Annotated in this window: 23 protein-coding genes, 1 tRNA gene and 1 pseudogene; 11 read left to right on the forward strand and 14 right to left on the reverse strand. The window is 63.7% G+C overall.

Annotation, left to right across the window (positions count from 1 at the left end; all coding sequences use genetic code 11):
- Nucleotides 1-222: 222 nt before the first annotated feature.
- A complete protein-coding gene (locus NKH51_RS05020) occupies nt 223-942 on the reverse strand; it encodes a hypothetical protein (protein WP_254764153.1) in 720 nt (239 codons plus the stop codon).
- 146 nt (nt 943-1,088) lie between these two features.
- On the opposite strand from NKH51_RS05020, the gene NKH51_RS05025 reads away from it, so the two are divergent.
- The 4 genes from NKH51_RS05025 (at nt 1,089) to NKH51_RS05040 (ending at nt 3,245) form a co-directional block, all read left to right on the forward strand.
- Nucleotides 1,089-1,670 (forward strand): helix-turn-helix transcriptional regulator, encoded by a 582-nt coding sequence (locus NKH51_RS05025; protein ID WP_425606691.1) that lies wholly within the window; start codon nt 1,089-1,091, stop codon nt 1,668-1,670.
- Between the two features lie 198 nt (nt 1,671-1,868).
- The gene (locus NKH51_RS05030) at nt 1,869-2,390 is read left to right on the forward strand and encodes a hypothetical protein (protein WP_254764155.1); all 522 of its coding nucleotides are present in this window, start codon (nt 1,869-1,871) and stop codon (nt 2,388-2,390) included.
- Nucleotides 2,391-2,594: 204 nt separating this feature from the next.
- Complete coding sequence (locus NKH51_RS05035) at nt 2,595-2,969, forward strand: hypothetical protein (protein WP_254764156.1); 375 nt, start codon at nt 2,595-2,597, stop codon at nt 2,967-2,969.
- A gap of 42 nt (nt 2,970-3,011) precedes the next feature.
- Nucleotides 3,012-3,245: a hypothetical protein gene (locus tag NKH51_RS05040; protein WP_254764157.1), complete on the forward strand. Its 234-nt coding sequence runs from the start codon at nt 3,012-3,014 to the stop codon at nt 3,243-3,245.
- Nucleotides 3,246-3,826: 581 nt separating this feature from the next.
- Here the strand turns inward: NKH51_RS05040 and NKH51_RS05045 are convergent.
- Nucleotides 3,827-3,980: transfer RNA gene (locus tag NKH51_RS05045), tRNA-Met, on the reverse strand.
- Nucleotides 3,981-4,082: 102 nt separating this feature from the next.
- On the opposite strand from NKH51_RS05045, the gene NKH51_RS05050 reads away from it, so the two are divergent.
- On the forward strand, nt 4,083-5,237 hold the full coding sequence (locus tag NKH51_RS05050) for a DUF7115 domain-containing protein (RefSeq protein WP_254764158.1): 1,155 nt from the start codon (nt 4,083-4,085) through the stop codon (nt 5,235-5,237).
- Here NKH51_RS05050 and NKH51_RS05055 read toward each other — a convergent pair.
- Complete coding sequence (locus tag NKH51_RS05055) at nt 5,234-5,662, reverse strand: DUF5830 family protein (protein ID WP_254764159.1); 429 nt, start codon at nt 5,660-5,662, stop codon at nt 5,234-5,236. The genes NKH51_RS05050 and NKH51_RS05055 overlap by 4 nt on opposite strands.
- Nucleotides 5,663-5,847: 185 nt before the next feature.
- Between NKH51_RS05055 and NKH51_RS05060 the strand changes: the two genes are divergently transcribed.
- Both NKH51_RS05060 and NKH51_RS05065 read left to right on the forward strand, forming a co-directional pair.
- Nucleotides 5,848-6,828, forward strand: a complete 981-nt coding sequence (locus NKH51_RS05060; protein ID WP_254764160.1) for a transcription initiation factor IIB — start codon at nt 5,848-5,850, stop codon at nt 6,826-6,828.
- Complete coding sequence (locus tag NKH51_RS05065; protein ID WP_254764161.1) at nt 6,825-7,091, forward strand: MarR family transcriptional regulator; 267 nt, start codon at nt 6,825-6,827, stop codon at nt 7,089-7,091. The genes NKH51_RS05060 and NKH51_RS05065 overlap by 4 nt, the downstream gene beginning before the upstream one ends.
- Nucleotides 7,092-7,173: 82 nt before the next feature.
- Here NKH51_RS05065 and NKH51_RS05070 read toward each other — a convergent pair whose 3' ends face one another.
- A complete protein-coding gene (locus NKH51_RS05070) occupies nt 7,174-8,322 on the reverse strand; it encodes a multicopper oxidase domain-containing protein (RefSeq protein WP_254764162.1) in 1,149 nt (382 codons plus the stop codon).
- Between the two features lie 268 nt (nt 8,323-8,590).
- Nucleotides 8,591-8,767 (reverse strand): annotated as a pseudogene (locus NKH51_RS05075) (aldehyde dehydrogenase family protein); the annotation flags it as partial.
- 159 nt (nt 8,768-8,926) lie between these two features.
- Here NKH51_RS05075 and NKH51_RS05080 point away from each other — a divergent pair.
- Nucleotides 8,927-9,232 (forward strand): cupin domain-containing protein, encoded by a 306-nt coding sequence (locus tag NKH51_RS05080; protein WP_254764163.1) that lies wholly within the window; start codon nt 8,927-8,929, stop codon nt 9,230-9,232.
- Here the strand turns inward: NKH51_RS05080 and NKH51_RS05085 are convergent.
- Nucleotides 9,229-9,861, reverse strand: coding sequence for a uracil-DNA glycosylase family protein (locus tag NKH51_RS05085; protein ID WP_425606692.1), 633 nt, complete (start codon nt 9,859-9,861; stop codon nt 9,229-9,231). The two genes, NKH51_RS05080 and NKH51_RS05085, sit on opposite strands and share 4 nt — an antisense overlap.
- A 212-nt stretch (nt 9,862-10,073) precedes the next feature.
- On the opposite strand from NKH51_RS05085, the gene NKH51_RS05090 reads away from it, so the two are divergent.
- Nucleotides 10,074-10,565 (forward strand): metal-dependent hydrolase, encoded by a 492-nt coding sequence (locus NKH51_RS05090; protein ID WP_254764165.1) that lies wholly within the window; start codon nt 10,074-10,076, stop codon nt 10,563-10,565.
- Nucleotides 10,566-10,592: 27 nt separating this feature from the next.
- Here NKH51_RS05090 and NKH51_RS05095 read toward each other — a convergent pair whose 3' ends face one another.
- Nucleotides 10,593-11,471, reverse strand: a complete 879-nt coding sequence (locus tag NKH51_RS05095; RefSeq protein ID WP_254764166.1) for a COX15/CtaA family protein — start codon at nt 11,469-11,471, stop codon at nt 10,593-10,595.
- Between the two features lie 306 nt (nt 11,472-11,777).
- Between NKH51_RS05095 and NKH51_RS05100 the strand changes: the two genes are divergently transcribed.
- On the forward strand, nt 11,778-12,893 hold the full coding sequence (locus tag NKH51_RS05100) for a M24 family metallopeptidase (protein ID WP_254764167.1): 1,116 nt from the start codon (nt 11,778-11,780) through the stop codon (nt 12,891-12,893).
- Nucleotides 12,894-12,900: 7 nt separating this feature from the next.
- Here the strand turns inward: NKH51_RS05100 and NKH51_RS05105 are convergent, their stop codons facing one another.
- The 3 genes from NKH51_RS05105 to NKH51_RS05115 form a co-directional block, all read right to left on the reverse strand.
- A complete protein-coding gene (locus NKH51_RS05105) occupies nt 12,901-13,629 on the reverse strand; it encodes a helix-turn-helix domain-containing protein (RefSeq protein ID WP_254764168.1) in 729 nt (242 codons plus the stop codon).
- Between the two features lie 52 nt (nt 13,630-13,681).
- Nucleotides 13,682-14,764 carry a glutamate--cysteine ligase gene (locus NKH51_RS05110; protein WP_254764169.1) on the reverse strand — a complete coding sequence of 361 codons (1,083 nt, stop codon included), beginning with the start codon at nt 14,762-14,764 and terminating at the stop codon, nt 13,682-13,684.
- A 106-nt stretch (nt 14,765-14,870) separates the two neighbouring features.
- Nucleotides 14,871-16,463, reverse strand: a complete 1,593-nt coding sequence (locus tag NKH51_RS05115) for a fatty acid--CoA ligase (RefSeq protein ID WP_254764170.1) — start codon at nt 16,461-16,463, stop codon at nt 14,871-14,873.
- A 553-nt stretch (nt 16,464-17,016) separates the two neighbouring features.
- Here NKH51_RS05115 and NKH51_RS05120 point away from each other — a divergent pair.
- The gene (locus NKH51_RS05120; RefSeq protein ID WP_254764171.1) at nt 17,017-18,000 is read left to right on the forward strand and encodes a S1C family serine protease; all 984 of its coding nucleotides are present in this window, start codon (nt 17,017-17,019) and stop codon (nt 17,998-18,000) included.
- Nucleotides 18,001-18,029: 29 nt separating this feature from the next.
- On the opposite strand, the gene NKH51_RS18840 is transcribed toward NKH51_RS05120, so the two are convergent.
- From NKH51_RS18840 to NKH51_RS05140, 4 genes are all read right to left on the reverse strand, one after another.
- Nucleotides 18,030-18,728, reverse strand: a complete 699-nt coding sequence (locus tag NKH51_RS18840) for an outer membrane protein assembly factor BamB family protein (RefSeq protein WP_340674306.1) — start codon at nt 18,726-18,728, stop codon at nt 18,030-18,032.
- Nucleotides 18,674-19,054 carry an outer membrane protein assembly factor BamB family protein gene (locus NKH51_RS05130; RefSeq protein ID WP_254764173.1) on the reverse strand — a complete coding sequence of 127 codons (381 nt, stop codon included), beginning with the start codon at nt 19,052-19,054 and terminating at the stop codon, nt 18,674-18,676. The genes NKH51_RS18840 and NKH51_RS05130 overlap by 55 nt, the downstream gene beginning before the upstream one ends.
- 129 nt (nt 19,055-19,183) lie before the next feature.
- The gene (locus tag NKH51_RS05135; RefSeq protein WP_254764174.1) at nt 19,184-19,816 is read right to left on the reverse strand and encodes a fibrillarin-like rRNA/tRNA 2'-O-methyltransferase; all 633 of its coding nucleotides are present in this window, start codon (nt 19,814-19,816) and stop codon (nt 19,184-19,186) included.
- Nucleotides 19,809-20,696, reverse strand: a complete 888-nt coding sequence (locus tag NKH51_RS05140; protein WP_254764175.1) for an NOP5/NOP56 family protein — start codon at nt 20,694-20,696, stop codon at nt 19,809-19,811. The genes NKH51_RS05135 and NKH51_RS05140 overlap by 8 nt, the downstream gene beginning before the upstream one ends.
- Nucleotides 20,697-20,734 lie beyond the last annotated feature (38 nt).

Genomic DNA, 20,734 nt, shown 5'->3' on the forward strand with positions numbered 1-20,734 from the left:
AGTCGTCGCCTCATCCCGGCACTGCGGTTCACACGTGCCACTCAGTCCGTCCGTGATCTCCTTGAGGAACAATACCCGAGTCGGGCATCGGTCCCTCCGGCGGCCTCGAGTGCTTCAACCCCACAAGGGTTCGTCTGAAATACGACGATACGCTCGAGTTGTTAATTACTTATTCCTCTGTGTATCTCAGGCCAGATACGCAAGCCCGTAAAAGTCCAAATATTAGGAATGGCTAGCAGTTTCGGTCGTATTCAGTTCGTAAGTTGCGTTGGTTAATGATGATCCCTGCCGGATTTCATTCCAATCGGTGATATCCGTGACCGTCCGATTCACAAGGTCAATATCGACTGTATATCTTAGATCGTGTGGCGAATCTTCGTCAGGGTTTCGAACGCGCACGACAGCACGATCTTCGACGTAACTGGGACTGCGCTCAATGGTTACTGACCCGTCGCCGTGGTCGTCGGTGGTGTTCACGATGGTCATCTCACCGTTCGTCTCGTTACTTTCAATGGCGACATCGTAAGACTGGGTATTGGAAGAAGAGAAGTTCAGTTGCTGAATTGGTTCGACCGAGAGTTTATACGTATCCATTCCGTCGAGTGCTTCGTTCACCGTTTCATTGGTCATCGCAATCGTCCGTGCCCGCTCGCGCTCATTCTCAGTCAGGGGTTGATTTTCTATCGTATGGATTGTGAATTGGCCGGAATTGGTCTCTTCGATCGTTATCTTACTCACGTTGGAGAGATTGTCCACGATAGTTTCAGACTTGTCACCTGTTGTGAGTGTAACGTTGTTCTCAGACACGACAAATTCGGCTGACGTGCCAGTGTTTGAGAGGGGTTCGGTCATTCCGAACGCGGTTCCAATCCCTGCTAATCCGACACCAATCACGGTAAGCCCGACGAGGACGAGCAGACGCGATCGGATGACTTCGTTCATGGTACTCCATTTAGCTGAAAGATCTCATCAACACTGGGGTGAAATGCGTTCGAAACCAGTTGGAAACGCGTTTCACGGCAGTTTCATGGCCAAATGCGGCCGTGTAGATCGGTGGACATAAAATCCCGGTGGCGCATGATTCTCCCATGAATTTCCGAGCCCTCCAACATACCCATCTGCTGGCAGCGGTCGTGTTTCTTGCTGCCATCCTCGTTTTAGCCGTCCAAATGATCACTCCATCTCCGGTAATGGTCTCACTTGGAGAAAACGGCGCACAGACGACGACTGTTGGCGAGTACTTTACCTACCGTGAAGTGGCCGTCGTCGCAGCCGCCGCTTTCGCCTGTGGCAGCAGTGGCACGTATCTCGTCGTGCATAACCAAGCACACGTGCTTACTCGGCAGGACCAGGCTCAAACACAAGCACAGACACACCCACCTGTCGAGACTAATGGCGGCGTCACAACCCAAGCAAAGCAACCCAAGCATACGACTGGTCCAACATCAGACGAAGAACGGTGGGAAAAAGCACTCGAGGCACTCTCAAACAACCAAGAGATCATCTACGAATTACTGATCGAGGCTGACGGGGAGTTGGCCCAACGGGACCTCGTCGAGGAGACTGATCTCTCGAAGGCAACTGTCAGTCGCACTCTTGACAAACTCGAACACCAGGGGCTCGTGGAGCGAAAGCGGAGTGGGATGGGGAATACGATTCATTTGCAGTGACTGATCCCGTCCAGAAACCGGCGGGAATAGCTTCCAAACGCATTGCAAACGGCTTCCGTACCTATTACAATTAATGAATATATGGTCTTTCAGACAAGGTACGAATGAGGCAAATCGGGACGTCATGGCCGTGGTCCCACTGACCAACACGTAGATATCGGCCCTCCCGTCGCGATTTGCCGCCCACAAACCAAAATCATGCACTACAAAGCACTTGTACTCGCCGTTGCGGCGATGCTGGCAGTCGTTACTGGCGGCGTCGTTGCGGCTGATGCTGCGGGTCCCGATACGGCACAGGATATCGACCAATCGGACAGCGCGTACGATACACGGCTTACTGCAGACGAATCGTTCTCCACGCACATCTCGCAAGAGAACATGACGGTCGTCGAAGATCGGACGAAGCTAACCGCAGACGAATCGTTCTCCACGCACATCTCGCAGGAGAACATGACGGTCGTCGAAGATTGGACGAAGCTAACCGCAGACGAATCGTTCTCCATGCACATCCCACAGGAGGATCGTGAGATGGCTGAACACCCGACGCGTCTAACCGTGGACGAGTCGATACAACTGAATCCTGCTGAGGATAAGGTAACCGTTGAGCAGCAGTACGATCAGCGATTAACCGCCGAGGAGTCGTTTCAAATCAACTTCTCGGACGATGTTATCAAATCGCTGGTTGACGGGATCTACCGCATTGATCTAGCAGCCAACTAGCGCCTCGCTATCTTCCCTTCCATTTTTATTCCCCAACAATTACTATCTAAGGATATAGTCCACATCGCACTCTGCTCTCTCGAGAGCTCTGGTGGGGCAGGTGCGTTGTGTTAAAATACCAATAGGTTTTCGTCACCTACGAATTAGATGCGAAGTACAGGGGTAACTAGCGATGCACCCTGTATTGAAGAGAGCCTTGTTTAGATGCCAGAAAGAACGACTCGCTCCGGCAAACCGACCGTAGAAAAACCGGAACCAAGTAGTGTGTCATCTTGTCTTTCCCGGTTCGCAGAACGCCTCGTAACATTGGCGAAGCATGCTGTCTCTAGCGACCCGGCTCCGGCAGTCAAGAAGGGTGACGGCGGCTACGCTGACTGGGTGATCGCCGTGATCCAAGGTTGCCACGAGTACTTCGATCTGCCATATTGGCGGCTCCTCGATGTGTTCCACGAGATGCGCGGTATTGTCGAGAAAATATATCGTTTCACGTCCGACCTCCGCGATACCGTCGAAATAGCGTCTCAAACGATCCTCATTAAAGCCCGTGTGTACCGTGGAGTGGCCGATGGTCAATCCTGAGACCATCACACCCGCTCACTGTTGCGCTGTGTCCGCTTGCGGATGTCCTGGACAACCTCGCCAGCCGACTGCCTCGAGGCCCTCGACGCGATCGACAGCACGTTGGGCGGCCTCGACAGGACCGCACTCGGTCGGATCGATCTCGTCGCCGGCGAGCCCATAGATGAGCTTCCGGAAGGCGACGTCGTTGGCCACATCCTCGTCGAGGGATTCGTCGGCGTGACGAGCATCGGCATAGTCGTCGGTCACCGCTGCTCACCCCCATCGGGATCGTAGACGATCTCACCAGCGCGGGCGATGCGGAAATCCGGGCCTGCAACGAGACTGCGAACCCGTTGCTTGAGCGTATCGTCGGTCCGGATATCGGTGTGACGACGGTACAAATCGTGGAGTCGGGAGATCTTGACCGGCTGGCTGGCTCGAGGTGTTCGATTAGGGCCGCGTCGCGATCGTCGTAGTCGATCGTCTCGGTAGTCGAGTCTTCGAGTTCTGCGACGCGGTCCTCGAGGTCGTCGACCTTCTCGAGGGCTCGCTGTGCAACCTCGAGAGCGTCATCTGGGTGAATATCCGCCGCCTCAGACATGGCGGACCACCTCGTATCCCTCGCTACAGTCGTCGCAGGCGAACACCTCTCCGCGTTCTGGGTGGTCGATGACGACGTCGGCGTCTGAACGGCAGCCCAGTGTTCCGCAGAACGGGCTGGACCCGTCGGTCGCGGAACTCACGACGCCACACCCCGGTTTGAAGTCTCTATTGCGAGATGTGGTTCATCCGCTACAGGTGCTGACTGTGCAGAATCGAAGAGCCCACGCCCTTGAGAGGGGGTTCTTACGTGGTCATGTAACGAATTTGATGAGTGCCCGGGGAGGGCTCCGAACCCTCGATCTCCGCATGTCCCAGGTCCGAGGCTCGGCAGAGTCCTCGAGGGGACACGGAGGCTTCCAAGGCGAAACCGCACCGAATCTCTGAACCCTATGAGTGCGGCGCTATGTCCAGCTAAGCCACCCGGGCTCGATTACGGATAGTGCGGTCCGTTTCTTTAACCTTCTCATTCGAGATTCCCGTGTAACGCGGACCCACGGATTTATCACACGGTGATACGAAAGGCGCTGCATGAGCGTTCCCGGCATCGTCCACTCTACTCTCGATGGCGAGGAGATCGCGGCGCGGGTCTCTCTGGGCAGCGACGACGAGCTCTTCATCACCCCAACGCGGACCATCGTCTACCGCGCCGACGGCCTCCTGAGCGACGAATCGGCTGACGACTATCCACACGACGCCGACCGCCTGACCCTCTCGGAGGGCCGGCGCAAAACCAAGTTCTCCCTCGAGTACGCGCTCGACGGCACCCGAGAGTTCACGATTCCCGCGGGGAAGACCGACGCCGTCCTCCACCCCGTCCTCGCCGGCGTGTTGAACGGCAACGGCATCACCGAGTCCGGCGAGACGGTGGTCCAGACCTACCGCTTCAGCGAGCTGACCCTGATCATCACGAGCGATCGGCTCGTCAAGCATATCGGTGGAGCGGTCTGGGACGGCGACTACGAGGAGTATCACTTCGACAACGTGACCAACCTCGCGTTCGAGGACGGCAGCGTCGCGACACAGATCGTCCTTACCGTCGACGGCCGTCCACAGCGGATCAAAGCGCCCAACGAGGAGGCCAACGACCTCCGCGAACGACTCCAGCGAGCGCTGTTCGACTACCACGGCGTCGGCTCGTTAGCGGAGCTCAACGATGCCCTCGGCGGCGACGAAGAGCCGGAACCCAGCGAGGGATCGGTCGACTTCGGCGGTGGCGTCGATCCGCTCGATGCCGACCCGCCGGAGCCCGACGACAGCGAGCGACGCGAGGAGGCAAGCGCGGCGGACGAGCCGGAGGCCGCGGACCCCCTCGCCGATGTCGGTGCGGGTGAGCCGACGACCGGATCGACCCCGACCGACGAGAGCGACGGCCGGTCGGCCGCTCCACCGTCCCAGTCGGCGTCAGTGGCGGACGACCACGAGGCCGATTCGGTATCGACGGAGACGGAATCGATCCTCGCGGACGCCGCTGCCGATGCGGCGGCCTCGAGCAGCGCCGGAGACGGTGTCGCCACTGCTGCCGAGTCGAGCCAGCGCGCGGCCGCGCCCGCACCCGAGACCGATCCCGAACTGCTCGAGCGGATCGACGCGCTCGAGGAGGCGGTCGAGCGTCAAAGCGAGATCATCGAGCAACAGGGTGCGACGATCGAACAGTTGATCGACGAACTCCGGCAGGGCCGTTAGTCGTCTCGGCCGGTCACTTTTCGGATACACGAGGAGCCAAAGGGGCCGAGTTCCCCCGCTTCGAGATCGATGAAGTAGCCCGTCGAGAGCCCGGAGCCACAGCGCTGACAGGAGAAGTCGCCTTCTTTCGTGATTACGTCTTGGCCGAAGCGGACGTACTGGCGGCTCTTCGGCCGGACGATTCCGTCCTCGCGCTCGATGATGCCCCGGAGTTCCGCCTGATCTAAGATCGTCCGCGTCACGGTCGGATCGGTCGTGACCGTCTCGATCCGGTCGACGGCGTCGGCAAGCGACAGCGACTCGTGCTCGAGGCGGGCCAGTAGCGCGAGGCCGAGTTCGACGCGGTCGTCTTCGGCTCGCACGTCCGCCTCGAGGTCACGATCGCCGTCGGAGTCGCTGCCGGATCGGTCGCCGTCGCGGTCCATTGCTCCGTGGTGTCGGCCCGGAGCGGATAAACGTTTCCGCCCGAGGACCGGCCGCCGTCCGGATAGCAAGAGCGCGGCCGACGGTTCTCACGGGCTGGGAATCCGCCTGTCGTTGATACTGATTGTCTACTGTAGTTCGAGCGAGAACGGGACGCAACCGGAGCGACCTCCGGCGACTATCAACCATGACTCGGACGACCGTGCATACGGCTGACGAGGGATCGACCCGGAACGACGCGCACGCGACTTCACTCGGGCCCGAGCGACAGCGGTCGGTATGTCCGGAGTGTGAGGGTCGGATCGATCACGACGAGGAACACGGCGAGCGAACGTGTCGGGAGTGCGGGCTCGTCCTCGATACCGACGAGATCGACTACGGCCCCGAGTGGCGGACGTTCGACGACGATGCGGAGGATCGTCGGCGGGTCGGCGCACCGATAACGGCGCGCCGACACGACAAGGGACTCAGTACGACGATCGGATGGGGCGACGAAGACGCGTACGGGAACCGCATCTCGGCGCGAAAGCGCGATCAGCTCCGGCGCTTGCGGACGTGGAACGAGCGGTTCACCTCGAAGAACGCGAAGGAGCGGAATCTGAAACAAGCCTTCGGCGAACTCGAGCGCATGGCGTCGGCGCTCGGCCTCCCCGAGCCGTGTCGCGAGACGGCCGGCGTGTTGTATCGCCGCGCCGTCGACGAGGACTTGCTGCCCGGCCGCTCCATCGAGGCGATGACGACCGCGTGTCTGTACGCGGCTGCCCGCCAGCACGGTACGCCGCGGACGCTCGTGGCGTTCGCGTCGGTGAGCCGCGTCGAGAAACTGCCCGTCCAGCGGGCCTACCGATACCTCTCGAGCGAACTCGGACTCGAGATCGAACCCGCCGATCCGATTCACTACCTCCCGCAGTACGCCTCGGAGCTCGAGGTCAGCGACGACGCCGAACGGCTCGCCCGGGAGATCCTCGAGGCGGCGAAGGCCCGCTATCTCCACAGCGGTCGAAGCCCGGCGGGGCTGGCGGCGGCGGCGATCTACGGCGCAGCGCGACTGACCAACGAGCGGCTGACACAGGAGACGGTCGGCGAAGAGACCGGCGTCAGTTCGGTGACGGTCCGTAATCGGTATCGAGAGCTTCTCGAGGCGTACGACGAGGTCAGTTCCCGATGACTTCTCGGACCGACCTCGAGCGCGAGATTCTCGAGACCCTCGCCGATTCGGGACCGCTGTACGTCGTGGACCTCGCCGCGGACATCGACGAACATCCGCTCACGGTCGACGATGCGTGCGATCGGCTTTTGGACGAACGCGATATCCGCTCGATCGGCTGCCGGCGATACGAAATCACCGGCGCCGGTTGTGCACGGCTCGCCGAGGAGAAGCGGGTGACGAGCAATTCGGACGTTCGCTCGAGACGAGAAGGCTGGACGTAGAACGGATCGACGGAGACGGCCTCGTTCTGCGGTTTCCGCCCGATTTTGCTTCGAATCGCGTCTCTGGAACTGTGGCTCGTAATTAGCCCTCGTAGCCGGCGTACTGCATGAGGTTTGCGAACACGTCGGTGTTCATCGCCTCCCGGTAGACGATGCCGTTGACCATGCCGCCGGGGTAGACGTTGCCGTTCATGGCGTGGTCGACCTTGTGGCAGTGCATGAGGTAGATGCCGGGGTCGGCGTTGGCCTCGAACTCGACGGTGTGGCGCTCCGCGGGGGCGATGTTGGTAACGTCCTGTTCGTACTGGGCGACCTCGGGGACCTGGCCGCCGTCTTTCTCGACGAGGCGGAACCGGTGGTTGTGCGTGTGCATCGGGTGGGACATGTAGCCAGCGTTGACCATGTGAAGTCGGACGGTGTCGCCGCGGTCGACGATGATCGGCGAGCCGTCCTCGGGGTGGAGCGTCCGCGGGAGGCTCTTGCCGTTGATCGTGAACACGTCGGGGTTGCGGTTCCGGGGACTGTATTCGACGTCCTCGCCAGCGAACTTGCGATTGAGCCGGGAGTCCCAGTCTTTGAGGGTGAAGAAGTACTCCTTGTCGGCAGGCTCGTACCCCTTCGGATCGACGCGGAAGATGCCGTACATCCCCATATCGATGTGACGATGCGTCTGATAGTGGCAGTGATAGAGATGCGTCCCAGGGACGTTCGCGGGGATGGTGTAGGTGTGTTTCTCGCCGGGGTTGACCGTGATGCCCGTCGTCGTCGGGACGCCGTCGTTCTCCCACGTCTTCTTCGCGCCGTGGAAGTGCAGCGTGTGGGGCATGTCGGCGTTCGTGTTGTCGAGGGTCACTTCGATATCGTTGCCTTCGGTCGTCCGCAGGATCGGCCCCGGCACGCTGGGTTGGCCGTCGTCGGCCTTGAACGCCCAGACCTGCGGGAGTTCGACCGGGCCGCCCATCGAATCGAGCGGGTGGACCGCGTGGCGGGACGTTACCGACGACAGCGTCACGCTGCCGCCCTGCTCGTCGACGTTGACGACCTCCGGGGAACTGGTCCACGGCAGACCCGAGCCGGAAGATTTCGTTTCGGGTTCGTCTGCGGGCTGCGCTGATTGCGTGTCTGATGAACCCTGACTGAGACAGCCAGCCAGCGCCGCGACGCCGCCGGTCGCCGCAACGAATTCGCGTCGCGATAGCCCCAGTCCGGGTGCACCGATACGATCGCTCATAACAACTGCTCCTAAGAAGAGCCGGCGTATAACGGGGCGAGAGCGTTCTTGAGACGCGAGAACGGACGAGAACATGTTCTCCGGCGGTATATAAAGGACAGCGGCGGGCGGACCGAAGCGGGCCCACCGGTGGCGACTCGCTACCGGATCTCCCTCTGGCCGCGACCGACAGGCTCTCGAACGGGCCGTATCGATCCCGCCTTGAGCGCCGGTTTCGACACCTCGATTCTCAGAACCGGCCCGTCCCACTCCATGGGCCAGCGGTCCATCACTCGACCCAGACGGTCTTCCGGTTGACAAACTCGAGCATGCCCTCGCGCGCGAGTTCGCGGCCGTAGCCCGAGTCTTTCACGCCGCCGAAGGGCACGCGCGGGTCGGACTTGACGAGCTGGTCGACGTAGACGCAGCCGGCGTCGATCTCGCGAGCGAGGCGTCGGCCGCGCTCGGTGAGATACGCTTAGTGGATACGAGGTATTGGATGAGTGTTACGTTACGTCGTCCAGTTCGGTGTTCCAACGCAGAGGAACGGCAGCGCCCCGTCTCGGCTATCGATCCGAACCGATTCGTCCGGACGCTCAAGTGGACGGGCCGTCACGGATCGACCATGCCCGAACGCACGTCACTGGACGACCTCGAGTCGGCCCCGCACGCAGAGGTCTTCGAGGACCGATCGCCCCGAACGGTGCGCCTCCGACTCGCGACCGACGAGCGCGTTCCCGAACACCGTCATCCGGACTCGAACGTCGTCCTACACCTCGTCGACGGCGCGCTCGAACTCACGCTCGGCGACGAGGTGTACGACCTCGAGCCCGGCGATGTGGTCCGGTTCGACGGCGATCAGGATATCTCGCCGCACGCGCTCGAGAACAGCACGGCGCTGGTCGTGTTCGCGCCGAAAACGGAGTTCTAGCCGACCGTCGTCGCGACTCCTTTCGTCTGCCGGTAGTCGCTCGCCAGCAGCGCCTCGAGCCGGTCGACGATCGCGGCGCGGTCGCCGTCGTCCCACTCGTCGGGGTCTCTGGCCGGGACGACCAGAAAGCCGCGACCCCGAATCTCCTCGGCGTGCGGGACCGCCACGTCCAGTTCGAACCGATGCCGCTGGGTCGTATACTCCCGCAGTACGTGATCCGTCGCGCGCTCGCCGACCGGCAACAGCACGTGAGCGTTGATCGCGCGGAGTTCGGCGTCGAAAAAGCGCTCGAGGTCGGCGTACTCGGCCGCAGTCGGTGCGACGCCGTCCGGTAGACGACACATGTGGACGTAGCTCAGAAAGCAGTTCTCGAGGAGCGGGGCCGCCCGCGGGCCGCTCGCGAAGCCGATCTCGCGGAGGAGATCCCCCATCGCGACCCCGCTTTCGCTTTCGGTGAACGGCACGCCGACGGAGTCGCCGCCGTGAACGCCGGGGTAGTCGCCGATAACGTGAAAATCGGCGTTTGCATCACCGTAGCCGAAGACGGCCGCCCGGTCGCCGGGGGCCGATCGATCCCACGGCGGTCGCATACCGAACGGGTTGCTCGCTCTGTCAGTGACGTTTTCCACGGTACCAGTAAGGAGTCGAGCAATCAAAACGACAGCGTTCGGTGGGGGATCGACTCACTCGAGGTAACCAGCCGCCCCCGAGGGGCATCGACGCGTTCGCTCGACGACTGCAAGCCGGAACAGGCAGTGCCGACGACTTTCGGGACGATCGACAATTGCGATTGTCGGAATGACGGTGGGTTTATAGACCAGTCGTCCGTTTTATGTTACGTATGTATCAGGTGGGCCACTACGGCGGTGCACTGGTCGCGTACGCGCCGCTGGGGACCGTCGTGACCCTAGGCGGCCACGGTGACATCGCCATCGTCGGTGGCCTCGTCTGCGTGGCGCTGTCGACGCTGCCCGATTACGATCACCGGCTACCCCTGATCGACCACCGCGGCCCGACGCACACGATCGCGTTCGCGTTACTCGTCGGCGCCGGTCTCGCCGCCCTGACCGCCGTTCTCGTCGACGACGCGTCGGCGTTCGTCGGTGCCAGCGTGGTCTCCTTTGCGTTTCTCGTCGGTCTCGTCTCGATCGGCTCGCACCTCCTCGCTGATGCGCTCACGCCAATGGGGATCCGCCCGCTTTGGCCGCTCTCGCGCCGTCGGTACTCCCTCGAGGTGACGACCGCCGCGAATCCGGTCGCGAACTACGGCCTGTTCTGTCTCGGGATCGGTGCCGAGCTCGCAGGAATCTCGCTCGTACTCGCGCTCGGCTGAGACGGTTTCAAACGGATTCTCGACTGCTTACGGCGAGAGCGCGTCGGCGCCCCCGCCCGCCGACTCTCCGCGGCGGGTGAGCACCAGTCCGGCGACGAACGTCGCGAGCAATGCGACGACGGCGGCCAGATACGGCACCTCGAGCGTCGGATTCACCGCCTGTCGGCCGAAGAAGAGGACGAAAACCGCGACCGGCGGTGCGGCGAGCAGCGGGGTCACGGTGCGGCCGGTAAAGCGGCGACGACCCACCATCGCGGCGACGATGGCCGTGCCGAGCAGCGTGAGACTGACGGCGTACATCGTCAGTTGCATCGTCGGCGAGTACGTCGCGATCCCGGCGTCGACGGCGGGGCTGAGAACGAGGTGTGCCGGCAAGGCTGCAATCCCGAGCGCGAGGGCAGCGGTGACGTGAGTGCCGGTCAACCGCGGTGCCCACACGATGACGGTGGCGATCAGGAACAGCGTGAAGATGGTAACCGCCGTCCAGAAGTGCAAGGAGAGGATGTCCATCGTGTACTGCTTGACCGTCTGGCGACCGAGCGCGACCTGAACCGGCGTCAGGAACATGCCGAGGACGACCAGGCCGGTGACGCGGCGGTCGATGTCGGGGAGCCGCCAGGCGGCCAGCGCGGAGCCGACGATGGCGAACCCGGCGAACATCGACACGAAACGGTGGAACCACTCGTAGAAGCTGGGGAGATTCGCCGGGAACAGGTTGAACGGGCCGCCGTCACACCGGGGCCAGTTGGCCTCGCAGGCCAGCCCGGAGCCCGTCGCCTTCGCCGCGACGCCCAGCAGGATCGTCGCCGCGACCAGCGCGAGCGTGGCGGTCAGCAGGTGCGGATAGCTGAATCGGCCGATCAGCGATCGAAACCTCGAGTCGGGCGTGTGATTGTCGTACGACACGGTCGTTCAGCGGGAGTTGGGACGGGCCGTACTTAGGTTGCCCGAGTCGTCCAACCCCGCGGGAATCGGCGGCTCGACTTTTCGAACGGACCTCGTTTCCAACGTTCCAGGGGAGACGCCTCGACTGATCGACGGCGATCTCAGACGACGGCACCGCCGTCCGTTCTCTGGGCGCACCCCGGAGCTCATCAGCTTAATGATGGTTTCTCGCGCCGACCTGCTCGACAACCGAACCGAGCGAACCGTCACGAGGATTGATAGCTCCCCGTCCGTCGGATTCAAGGACCGCCCTCGCCAGCACCCGACATGGACAAACGCGCACGACTCGAGGCCCACCTCGAGTCCCACGACCTCGAGTCGGTCTGGTTCGCCCGGCCGAACTCGTTTGCCTGGCTTACCGGCGGGAGCAACGTCATCGACCGCGAAACCGATGCCGGTGTGGCTGCGGTTGGCTACGACGGAACCGACGTGACCCTCCTGACGGACAACATCGAGGCCGACCGCATCGTCGCCGAGGAACTGCCTGACCTCGAGGCGAGCGCGGTCGAGGTCGAGCGGTTCCCCTGGTACGCGTCGTCGCTTGCCGACGCTATCGCCGAGCGCGTCGGCGACGAGCGAGCGGCCGCGGATATCGACGTACCCGGCCTCGAGCGCGTCGATCCGACGCCGCTGCGCCAGCCGCTGACCGAGCGCGACCGCGATCGGTACCGCGAGCTCGGCCGGGAGACGGCGGCCGCCGTCGAGTCGGTCTGTCGGGAGATACGGGCCGAAGACACGGAACACGAGGTCGCGTCGGCCCTGCGCGTCGCGCTCTCGGCTCGAGAGATCGAAGCCCCGGTCGTCCTGGTCGGCGGTGCCGAGCGGGCACAGGCGTATCGCCACTACACGCCGACGCGGGCCGAACTCGGCGACTACGCGCTGATCTCCGTCACCGCCGAACGGGGCGGCCTCCACGCGAGCTGTACCCGGACCGTCGCGTTCGACCCGCCCGAGTGGCTCGCCGAGCGCCACGAGGCCGCGGCCCGCGTCGAGACGACCGCGCTGGCGGCGACGCGGGCGGCCGCCGCGACCGACGGCGATTCGGCCAGCGGGACCGCGGGCGACGTTTTCGCCGCCATTCAGGACGCCTACGCCGCGGTCGGCTACGACGGCGAGTGGGAGTACCACCATCAGGGCGGGGCCGCCGGCTTCGCAGGCCGGGAGTGGATCGCGACGCCGGACCACGACGCCTCGGTCGAAGCGCCGATGGCCTACGCCTGGAACCCGACAGTACAGGGCGCGAAAAGCGAAGACACCGCGCTGGTCACCGACGATACTGTCGAGGTGCTGACGGCGACCGACCGCTGGCCGACGGTCACCGTCGATGCGGTCGACCACGACTGCACACTCGAGCGCCCCGCTCTCCTCGAGCCCGAGGCGTAACTCGGATTTATTCGTCCGTAGTGCCCGTCTCGGAGTCGTCGCTCGCGTCGTCCGCGGTCTCGTCCGCCTCCGTCTCGACGGTGTCGATCTGCATGTCGTCCTCGAACTCGATGACATCGGCGTCGGCATCGACGCCTGGGTCTGCCTCGGCGTCGGCCTCGGTCTCCGGTTCGTCGTCCGCGTCCGTTTCGCCGCTCAGCGTCGGCGCGGTGTCGTCGACGGTGATCTTAACCGGTTCGACCTCGCCCTCGAGTTCGGCTCGCGATTCCCGATCTCCCTCGCGGTCGAGGACGCGATCCAGCGTGAAGATCGTGTTGAGCTCCCGCTGGACCTGATCGACGACACCGCCGACGAGGTCGCTGGGCTGGATCGCCGTGTACTCGTAGGGGTTGTTCCCGGCTCCCTCGCTGGCGCGCTTTTCGCGCGTGACGCGCTCCTCGTCGTGGAGTTCCGCGAGGGCTTCGCGGACGGTGCTCGGATAGAGCCCGGTCCCCTTTGCGACCTCCTCGGAAGTGCTTCCCGGATTCGCCAGCAGGTAGACGTAGATCTTCGCGCGCGTGTCGGTGTCGAGGATCCACGAGAGCAGATCGACGATCCGCTGGTCGAGTTCCTCGACGGCCGGGCTTCGGCCGAGGTCGTCCGCGTCGGCGTCCCCGAAGTCGGCCGGTCTCTCGAGCGATTCGTCTCGGTCGTCCGTAGCGTCGACCGGACCCTCGTCAGTATCGTCGGAACTCATGTGTCTACTCGTACAGGATGAGGCCTCGCGCGGAGTTAAACCTTTGCGGGGCTCACTCCGTCTGGAGAAACAGCGACTCACAGAGCGCGTCGGGCCCCTCGTCCTCGAGCAGGCGACGCTGTCGGTCGGCCCCGCTTTCGCGCTCGTAGACGTCCTTGATGCCGTCGATCCCGAGCCGCTCGCACTCGCGGTCGACGAGTTCGCCCAGTTCGACGGTGCCCTCGAGATCGCGGTCGATGAAGGCGGCGTCCTGGCCGTATCGGATGGCCCGCCACTTGTTCTCATCGAGGAGTTCCCGCCGGTGGTCGTGGCCGCTCGCGCCGTCCTCGTACTCCTCGGCGAGGGACTCGACGAGTGCGTGGGTGTACTCGACGAACGCCAGCACGACACCGGGATCGGCCTGTCCGTCGGGTGCGCGGAGCTCGACGGTCCCGTGGGCGGTGTGGGGACGCACGTCGTACCACAGTTCGCCGCGGTCGTTGATCGAGTCGGTCTCGAGCATCAGCCGCTCGAACCGGTCGAACGCCTCGAAATCCTCGAAGTGGGTCGGCATCCCCGTGTTGGGCAGCGCTTCGAAGATCTTCGCGCGCGCGGACTGGAGACCGGTGTCGAACCCGTTCCAGTACGGCGAGTTCGAAGAGAGCGCGAGCATGACCGGGACGTACCACCGCAGTTCGTTGGCGATCCAGACCGCCTTGTCTGCGTCGTCGACGCCGACGTGAACGTGGACGCCCGCGGTCGTGTTCCGGTGCTGGGGGTACTGAATCCGGTCGAGTTGCGCCCGGTAGCGCGGTTTCTCGGCGTGTTCGAGTTCCTGCCACCTCGCGAGTGGGTGGAGGCCGGCGGCGGCGATCCGAAAGCCGTGAGCCGCGGCGTGGTCGACCAGCGCTTGCCGAATCGCGAGCAGCGAGTCGCGGGCGTCGGCGGGGTCTTCGATCAGCGGCGTCTGCGTCTCGATGACGAACTTGAACAGTTCGTGGTCGAGTCGCCCCTCGAGGATCTCGGGCGGGTCGTGTTCGTAGACGAGTTCGTCGGTCCCGCTGGTGGGGCGCCCGTCCTCGTCGACGACGAAACACTCCTCTTCGATCCCCAGCGTTCCCATGCGCGTAAACGATTCTCTCGACCCGCGTTCCATCGTCCCGTGTTTCTGGCCCCGACAGTAAATACGGTTTGGAGTCGGTGGCGACGACCGGAACTTCGCGTCCGTCCCGTTCGACCCCTTCGACCGCTGGTCGGAGGCGTCAGTCCGAGACCGTCTCGGCCTCGGGCTCGACGGCCGCCTCGTCCTCACGGAGCTTGAACTTCTGGACCTTGCCGCTGGGATTCTTCGGGAGTTCGTCGACGAAGTAGTACGTCCGCGGGCGCTTGAAGTCGGCGAGCCGGTCGCTCTCGAGGGCGAACTCGTCGAGGTCAGCGGCCTCTACGCCGGCGGCCACGACGTAGGCGACGATCCGTTCGCCCCACTCCTCGTCGGGTTCGCCGACGACGGCCGCCTCCGCGACGGCGTCGTGGGCGAACAGCACGTCCTCGACCTCGGCCGGATAGACGTTCTCGCCGCCGGAGACGATCATGTCGTCCTTGCGGTCGACGACGTAGAGGTAGCCGTCTTCGTCCCGATAGCCCAGGTCGCCGGTGTAGTACCACGTCGTCCCGTTGGCCTCGCGCAGAGAGTCGGCGGTCGCCTCCGGACGGTTCCAGTACTCGCGCATCGTACACGGGCTCGAGATCAGGATCTCACCGATCTCGCCCTCGTCGACCTCCCGGTCGGGGTCGGCGTCGGGTTCGACGATCCGCAGCCGATGGTTGAGCGCGGGGAGGCCGGCCGAGCCCTGCTTCGAGAGTTGATCTTCCGGCGGCTGGAAGACGCCCGCGGGGCCGATCTCGGTCATGCCGTAGGCCTGCAGGTAGTCGTCACAGAGGTGCTCCCGGCAGTTCTCGAGGACCTGTTCGGGCATCGGGGCCGCGCCGTAGAGGCCGAGTCTGAGCGACGAGACGTCGGCGTCCATCTCGGCGGCGGTCATCGAGAGCGCGTTCCACGCGGTCGGCGCCGCGAAGACGAGCGTGACCTCGTGCGCTTCGATCGCCTCGAGGGCGGCGTCGGGTTCGAACTCGTGGTGGATGACGCTGGCCGCGCCGCGGTGGACACGCGGGAAGAGGTTGCAGTGAAGTTCGGCGCAGTGATACAGCGGCATCATCGAGAGGCCCACGTCGTCGCGCGTCATGTTCGCCTCCGCGATGCACAGGAGGTTGTGCTCGACCATGCTCCGGTGCTCGTGGACGACGCCCTTCGGCCGGCCGGTGGTTCCCGACGTGTACATGAAGGCGTACACGTCGTCCTCTTCGACGGTCGCGTCCGGTTTCTCGGGTGAGCCCGACTCGAGCAATTCGTAGAAGCCGGTCGCGTACTCCGGGACTGCGTCGCGGTCGTCGTCGATGTAGACGAACTCCGAGATGGTCTCTAAGTTCGGGCGCGCCCCCTCGACCGCCTCTCGCGTCTCGGCTTCGAAGAGGACCATCGCCGCGTCGGCGTCGTTGATGATGTACTCGAGTTCGCCGGCCGGCAGGCGGAAGTTCAGCGGGGTGAAGACGGCCCCGATCTTCGCACAGGCGTAGACGGTGAGCGCGATCTCCGAGCCGTTGTAGAGGACGGTCGCGATCCGATCTCCTTTCTCGATGCCGGCCTCGAGCAACGCGTTCGCGAGCCGGTTTACGCGCTCGTCGAACTCCGCGAAGGTCCAGCGCTGGTCCTTGCGCGGGTAGACGATCGCGTCGCGGTCGGGGTGGCGCTCGACGGTTCCCTCGAGGGTGTCACCTATCGTGGGGTGTGCTGACATACCACGACGGCGTACCACGAACGGCCTTATATTCGTTATTGCGTATAAGGAGCGCGGGGCCGGCCGCGGGACGTATTATGTGGCCTTCTGTTCCGGGTTGAAGAGCGCGCAGTTCGGGCACCAGATGGTGCCGTCCGAGCGTTTCATCTTCTTTCCACTGCAGTCGGTGCAGCGCTCCTCGGCATAGTGTGCCATACGATAGATGGAGGGAGGGAGACAGTTATGTAGATTCCGGTGGAGTCATCTTCTGCACTGCGTGATTCTCACGTCATAGCGACAGAACGGCCGCGAATGGTGAGTTCGTATCGGACCTGGTGGCGACGGCCACGCGACGATTCTATCGTCAGAACGGGTCTCGAGCCCCCTTGCTCCTTCGTCGTCCCCTCGAGCGCTCGCTCCGCCGGAGATACGGGCTCGAGTGGACTGACAGGTGACGCACCGCGTTTTCGATCGGCGGCTGTCGGTCTGTACCGACTGCCTTATGCTATCACGCCGCTTACCCTCGAGTAAATGCAGCGGTGTGACCCTGTCACACCGTCGGCCGAGACACCGAATGAGTGATCCTACCACGTTCGAACAGCTGTATCGCGAAACGATTCCCTCGGTGGTCTCGGTCTACGTCGACTCGGACCACCGTCGTCCGGGCGGGGCGGGGTCGGGGTTCGTCTACGACGCCGAGCACGTGGTCACGAACCAGCACGTCGTCGGGACCGTCGAAGAGGTCGACCTCCGGTTCAGCGACGACTCGTGGACCGTCGGCCGAGTCGTCGGCACAGATCCCCACACGGACCTCGCGGTGATCCGCGTCGACGATCTCCCGGCGGGCGCGGTGCCCCTGCGGATCGCGGAGAGCGCCCCGAGCCCGGGCGAGCCGGTCGCGGCGCTCGGGAACCCGATGGGGCTGGACGGAACGATCACGACGGGGATCGTCAGCGGCGTGAACCGCTCGTCGCCGACGGGAAGCGGTTTCACCATCCCGGACACGGTCCAGACCGACGCGCCGATCAACCCCGGCAACAGCGGCGGGCCGCTCGTCACGCTCGAGCGGGACGTGGTCGGCGTCAACCGGGCGAAAGCCGGCGAGAACATCGGATTCGCGATTTCCGCCGCCGTCGTCGATCGAGTCGTTCCGGAACTCCTCGAGCACGGACGGTTCCGCCATCCGTACCTGCGGGTTCGGACGATCGACGTCTCACCCACCGTCGCCGAGGCTAACGATCTGTCGAGCCCACGGGGCGTCCTCGTCGTGGACGCTCCGCTTGGGCCGTCGAGCGCCGCGTTGCGCGGGTGTCGAACAGCCCGTCGAGTTCGCGGCCGAGAGATTCCCGTCGGCGGGGACGTGATCGTCGGCATCGACGATTTCGGAATCGATTCGCACGAGGAACTCCAGCGCTATCTGCTGACGGAAACGCAACCGGGGCAGACGATCGAGATCGACGTGCTTCGAGACGGCGAGCGGACGACCGAGGAAGTCGTGCTGGCCGAACGTCCGCGCCGCGCTACCGACCCCGCGAAAACGCAGCAGTGGATCGGGTAACCCTGACCCGATGTGTTTGACCGGTCCTATCAGATGGTTCGTTCGATGGCGTAGATGTAACCGTCGTTGCTCCCGAAGTAGATCGAGTCGTCGGTGACGACCGGTTTCGACAGAATCGCATCGTCCGTATGAAATTCCCACAACTGCTCCCCACTTTCGGCGTCGAGTGCGTGCAACACGCCATACCGATCACCGATGTACACAGTTCCATCGACGAGGGTCGGATCACAGAGAAGGGGATCGTTCAGTTTCTCGCTCGTCCAATGAGTTTCGCCAGTTTCGGCATCCAGTGCGTAGAGCTTGCCCAACCGACTTGCGAAGTAGACGGTGTCGTCCCAGACAGCGGGGACATTTTTGATGTCCGAGTCGGTCGCCCGTGACCAGATGCGGCTTCCATCGTTGCGATCGAGACAGTAGAGATAGCCGTTCGTCGAGCCGAAGTAGAGACGGTCGCCGACGAGTGTTGCCGATCGATAGATGGATTCGTTCGACGAATGAGAGACACTACTGTCGTCGGCTTCGAACGTCCATACTTCGTTACCAGTAGCTGCCTCAATCGCGTAGAAGTTGTTGGCAAAATCACCAACGTAGAGCGTTCCCTCGTCAAAGACGGGTCTGGCTGTGACACGGTCCTGAGCCGGAAACGTCCAGCGTTCCGTTCCGTCAGTCGCGACTACGGCGTAGAGTCGGGTATCTGAACTGCCGATATATACTGTTCCGTTCGAAATCGTTGGGGAACTAAGGTGTCATCCGTTGGAAACCGCCATTCTTCGGTCCCGCCGATAGAAACTGCATAGAGATTAGTGTCCCAGCTTCCGAAATAGACTGTTTCGTCAACGACAACAGGATCCGACACGACCCAGTCACCGGTGTTGAACCGCCACTGAAGGGTACCGTCTGGTGCATTGAGTGCCCGGAGATACCCATCTGCACTTCCGATGTATAATTTACCAGCATCCAGTGCTGGCGAAGACGGGACTATGCCGTCCGTACGGTATCGCCATCGAAACCGCTCAGCGTTCGGATTGAATTCGAACGATTCGTCGTCGTTCATACACCCGCTGGTGACGACAGAAGCAAAGCACGTTGAGACCAACTTACGGCGCGACAAAGTCATGATCTTATGGGATCTTCCCCAATACTCTATCCTGCCCCCATAAGGAATTGTGGGATCGCTGAATCGTTACTCTGGCTGCGCTACGATCCCGAGATGATCCGCGTGATAGCTCTCGAGCCGCCCCCCTTCCAAAATCTCGTACCCCTCTTCTAACTCCTCCCGAACGTCCTCGAACACCGCGTCCGGATCTCGAGTCACGTCTTCACTCCGCGCTTTCACGGCCAACAGCAATCGCCCATCCTCGGCCAAAAAGCGCCGGTTCTCGAGCGCCACCCGTGCCTGCCCGCGCGTCGCCACGTCCTGGACGATCACGTCCACGTCCGACTCCACGACGTGGGCGTAGCTCTCGGGCTTCCGGGCGTCTTTCAGCAGCGGAAAGAGTCGGTCGCGGCTCTCGGCGGCCTCGAGCAGATCGCGCGCCGGCCGCGCGGCGAACTCGACGGCGTAGGTCGGCCCGGCGAAATCGGCCACGTGGCTCACCGTCGTTCCGCTGGCGGCCCCCAGATAGAGAACGGTCTCGTCCCCTTCGAGGGCGGTCTCCATTCCCAACTCGAGCATCGCGCCCAGCTTCGATCGGTTGGGGTTCCACGCGCGCCACTCCCCGTCGGTGGGTTCGCCGTAGACGGGCTCTCCTCGAGTCGCGAGCCGTTCGATGCCGTCGAACTCGCGGCGCTCGACGCCCGCCGGGAGGTCACTCATCGTCGGCACCCCCGTCGGTCGCTGTATCGTCTCCGCCGTTGCCATCCGCGTTCCGGGCCTGAATCGTCTCGATCCGCTCGGCGAGTTCGGCCTCGAGTTCGGGCTTTAGCTCGCCCGAATAATGGTCCACGCGCGCGGCGATGGCGAGCTTCCCGGCCACCGCTCGCGCCGCGGAGCCCCGGTTTTCGGGGTGGGTCCCCCGCACCGCGTCGTGCGTGTAGATGATCCCGTGTTTCGGCGACGGCGCGTGCCCTCGCAGGTGGGCGAACAGGGCGTCTTCCGCGCCCAGCACCTGAATCGTCCCGCTGGGTTTCTTCGCCAGTTCCTCGAGGCCGCCGGTCAGCGAGATCAGCCGCGCCGCGAGGACGGGCTCGGCCAGCGCCGAGAGGTTCGGCGCGACCGCGGGCGTTTGCTGCTCGATGAACGACCGCAACTCGTCGGTCTCGTCCGCGAGACCGGCGACTCGCTCGGCGAGCGATCGGATGGTTGGCTCCTCGAGCGCGTCGCCGGCCTCGCCGCTGGCTACCGCGCGGGCGTACTCGACGCCGGTCCCCGCCTCGGGATCGACGGTGCCGGCCCACTCGGCCAGCCGCTCGGCGAGTTCGTTGGCCGTTCGGGCGCAATCGTCCATCGCCCGCACCGCGTGGACCAGTTGGCGATCGTCGGCCCGCTCTCGATCGGTCACCGCCGCTCGAGTCGCGGCCGTCGTCGCCTTTTTCAGGACCTCGTAGTAATCGTCTCCGTCGCTCGCGAACCCGGCCTCGACGGCGACGGCGGGCCAGTCGCGGGGATCGCCGGCACTGCCCTCGCGAACCGCGGCCGCCAGCGCGTCGGGATCGTCGCGGTCTCCGTCCGCGAACCACCCGTCCGTGTCAGTCATGGTCGCTCGTTCCCGCCGGGTGTGATTAAAGCCCCCGT

Origin of the sequence: Natrinema marinum (assembly GCF_024296685.1) — an archaeon.
In the GTDB taxonomy this organism is placed as follows: Archaea; Halobacteriota; Halobacteria; order Halobacteriales; family Natrialbaceae; genus Natrinema; species Natrinema marinum.

Excerpts from the sequence above, each read along its gene's own strand:
- NKH51_RS05020 (WP_254764153.1), bottom strand. The coding sequence starts at position 942 with ATGAACGAAGTCATCCGATCGCGTCTGCTCGTCCTCGTCGGGCTTACC.
- NKH51_RS05025 (WP_425606691.1), top strand. The coding sequence starts at position 1,089 with ATGAATTTCCGAGCCCTCCAACATACCCATCTGCTGGCAGCGGTCGTG.
- NKH51_RS05030 (WP_254764155.1), top strand. The coding sequence starts at position 1,869 with ATGCACTACAAAGCACTTGTACTCGCCGTTGCGGCGATGCTGGCAGTC.
- NKH51_RS05035 (WP_254764156.1), top strand. The coding sequence starts at position 2,595 with ATGCCAGAAAGAACGACTCGCTCCGGCAAACCGACCGTAGAAAAACCG.
- NKH51_RS05040 (WP_254764157.1), top strand. The coding sequence starts at position 3,012 with ATGTCCTGGACAACCTCGCCAGCCGACTGCCTCGAGGCCCTCGACGCG.
- NKH51_RS05050 (WP_254764158.1), top strand. The coding sequence starts at position 4,083 with ATGAGCGTTCCCGGCATCGTCCACTCTACTCTCGATGGCGAGGAGATC.
- NKH51_RS05055 (WP_254764159.1), bottom strand. The coding sequence starts at position 5,662 with ATGGACCGCGACGGCGACCGATCCGGCAGCGACTCCGACGGCGATCGT.
- NKH51_RS05060 (WP_254764160.1), top strand. The coding sequence starts at position 5,848 with ATGACTCGGACGACCGTGCATACGGCTGACGAGGGATCGACCCGGAAC.
- NKH51_RS05065 (WP_254764161.1), top strand. The coding sequence starts at position 6,825 with ATGACTTCTCGGACCGACCTCGAGCGCGAGATTCTCGAGACCCTCGCC.
- NKH51_RS05070 (WP_254764162.1), bottom strand. The coding sequence starts at position 8,322 with ATGAGCGATCGTATCGGTGCACCCGGACTGGGGCTATCGCGACGCGAA.
- NKH51_RS05080 (WP_254764163.1), top strand. The coding sequence starts at position 8,927 with ATGCCCGAACGCACGTCACTGGACGACCTCGAGTCGGCCCCGCACGCA.
- NKH51_RS05090 (WP_254764165.1), top strand. The coding sequence starts at position 10,074 with ATGTATCAGGTGGGCCACTACGGCGGTGCACTGGTCGCGTACGCGCCG.
- NKH51_RS05100 (WP_254764167.1), top strand. The coding sequence starts at position 11,778 with ATGGACAAACGCGCACGACTCGAGGCCCACCTCGAGTCCCACGACCTC.
- NKH51_RS05105 (WP_254764168.1), bottom strand. The coding sequence starts at position 13,629 with ATGAGTTCCGACGATACTGACGAGGGTCCGGTCGACGCTACGGACGAC.
- NKH51_RS05110 (WP_254764169.1), bottom strand. The coding sequence starts at position 14,764 with ATGGAACGCGGGTCGAGAGAATCGTTTACGCGCATGGGAACGCTGGGG.
- NKH51_RS05115 (WP_254764170.1), bottom strand. The coding sequence starts at position 16,463 with ATGTCAGCACACCCCACGATAGGTGACACCCTCGAGGGAACCGTCGAG.
- NKH51_RS05120 (WP_254764171.1), top strand. The coding sequence starts at position 17,017 with ATGAGTGATCCTACCACGTTCGAACAGCTGTATCGCGAAACGATTCCC.
- NKH51_RS05130 (WP_254764173.1), bottom strand. The coding sequence starts at position 19,054 with ATGAACGACGACGAATCGTTCGAATTCAATCCGAACGCTGAGCGGTTT.
- NKH51_RS05135 (WP_254764174.1), bottom strand. The coding sequence starts at position 19,816 with ATGAGTGACCTCCCGGCGGGCGTCGAGCGCCGCGAGTTCGACGGCATC.
- NKH51_RS05140 (WP_254764175.1), bottom strand. The coding sequence starts at position 20,696 with ATGACTGACACGGACGGGTGGTTCGCGGACGGAGACCGCGACGATCCC.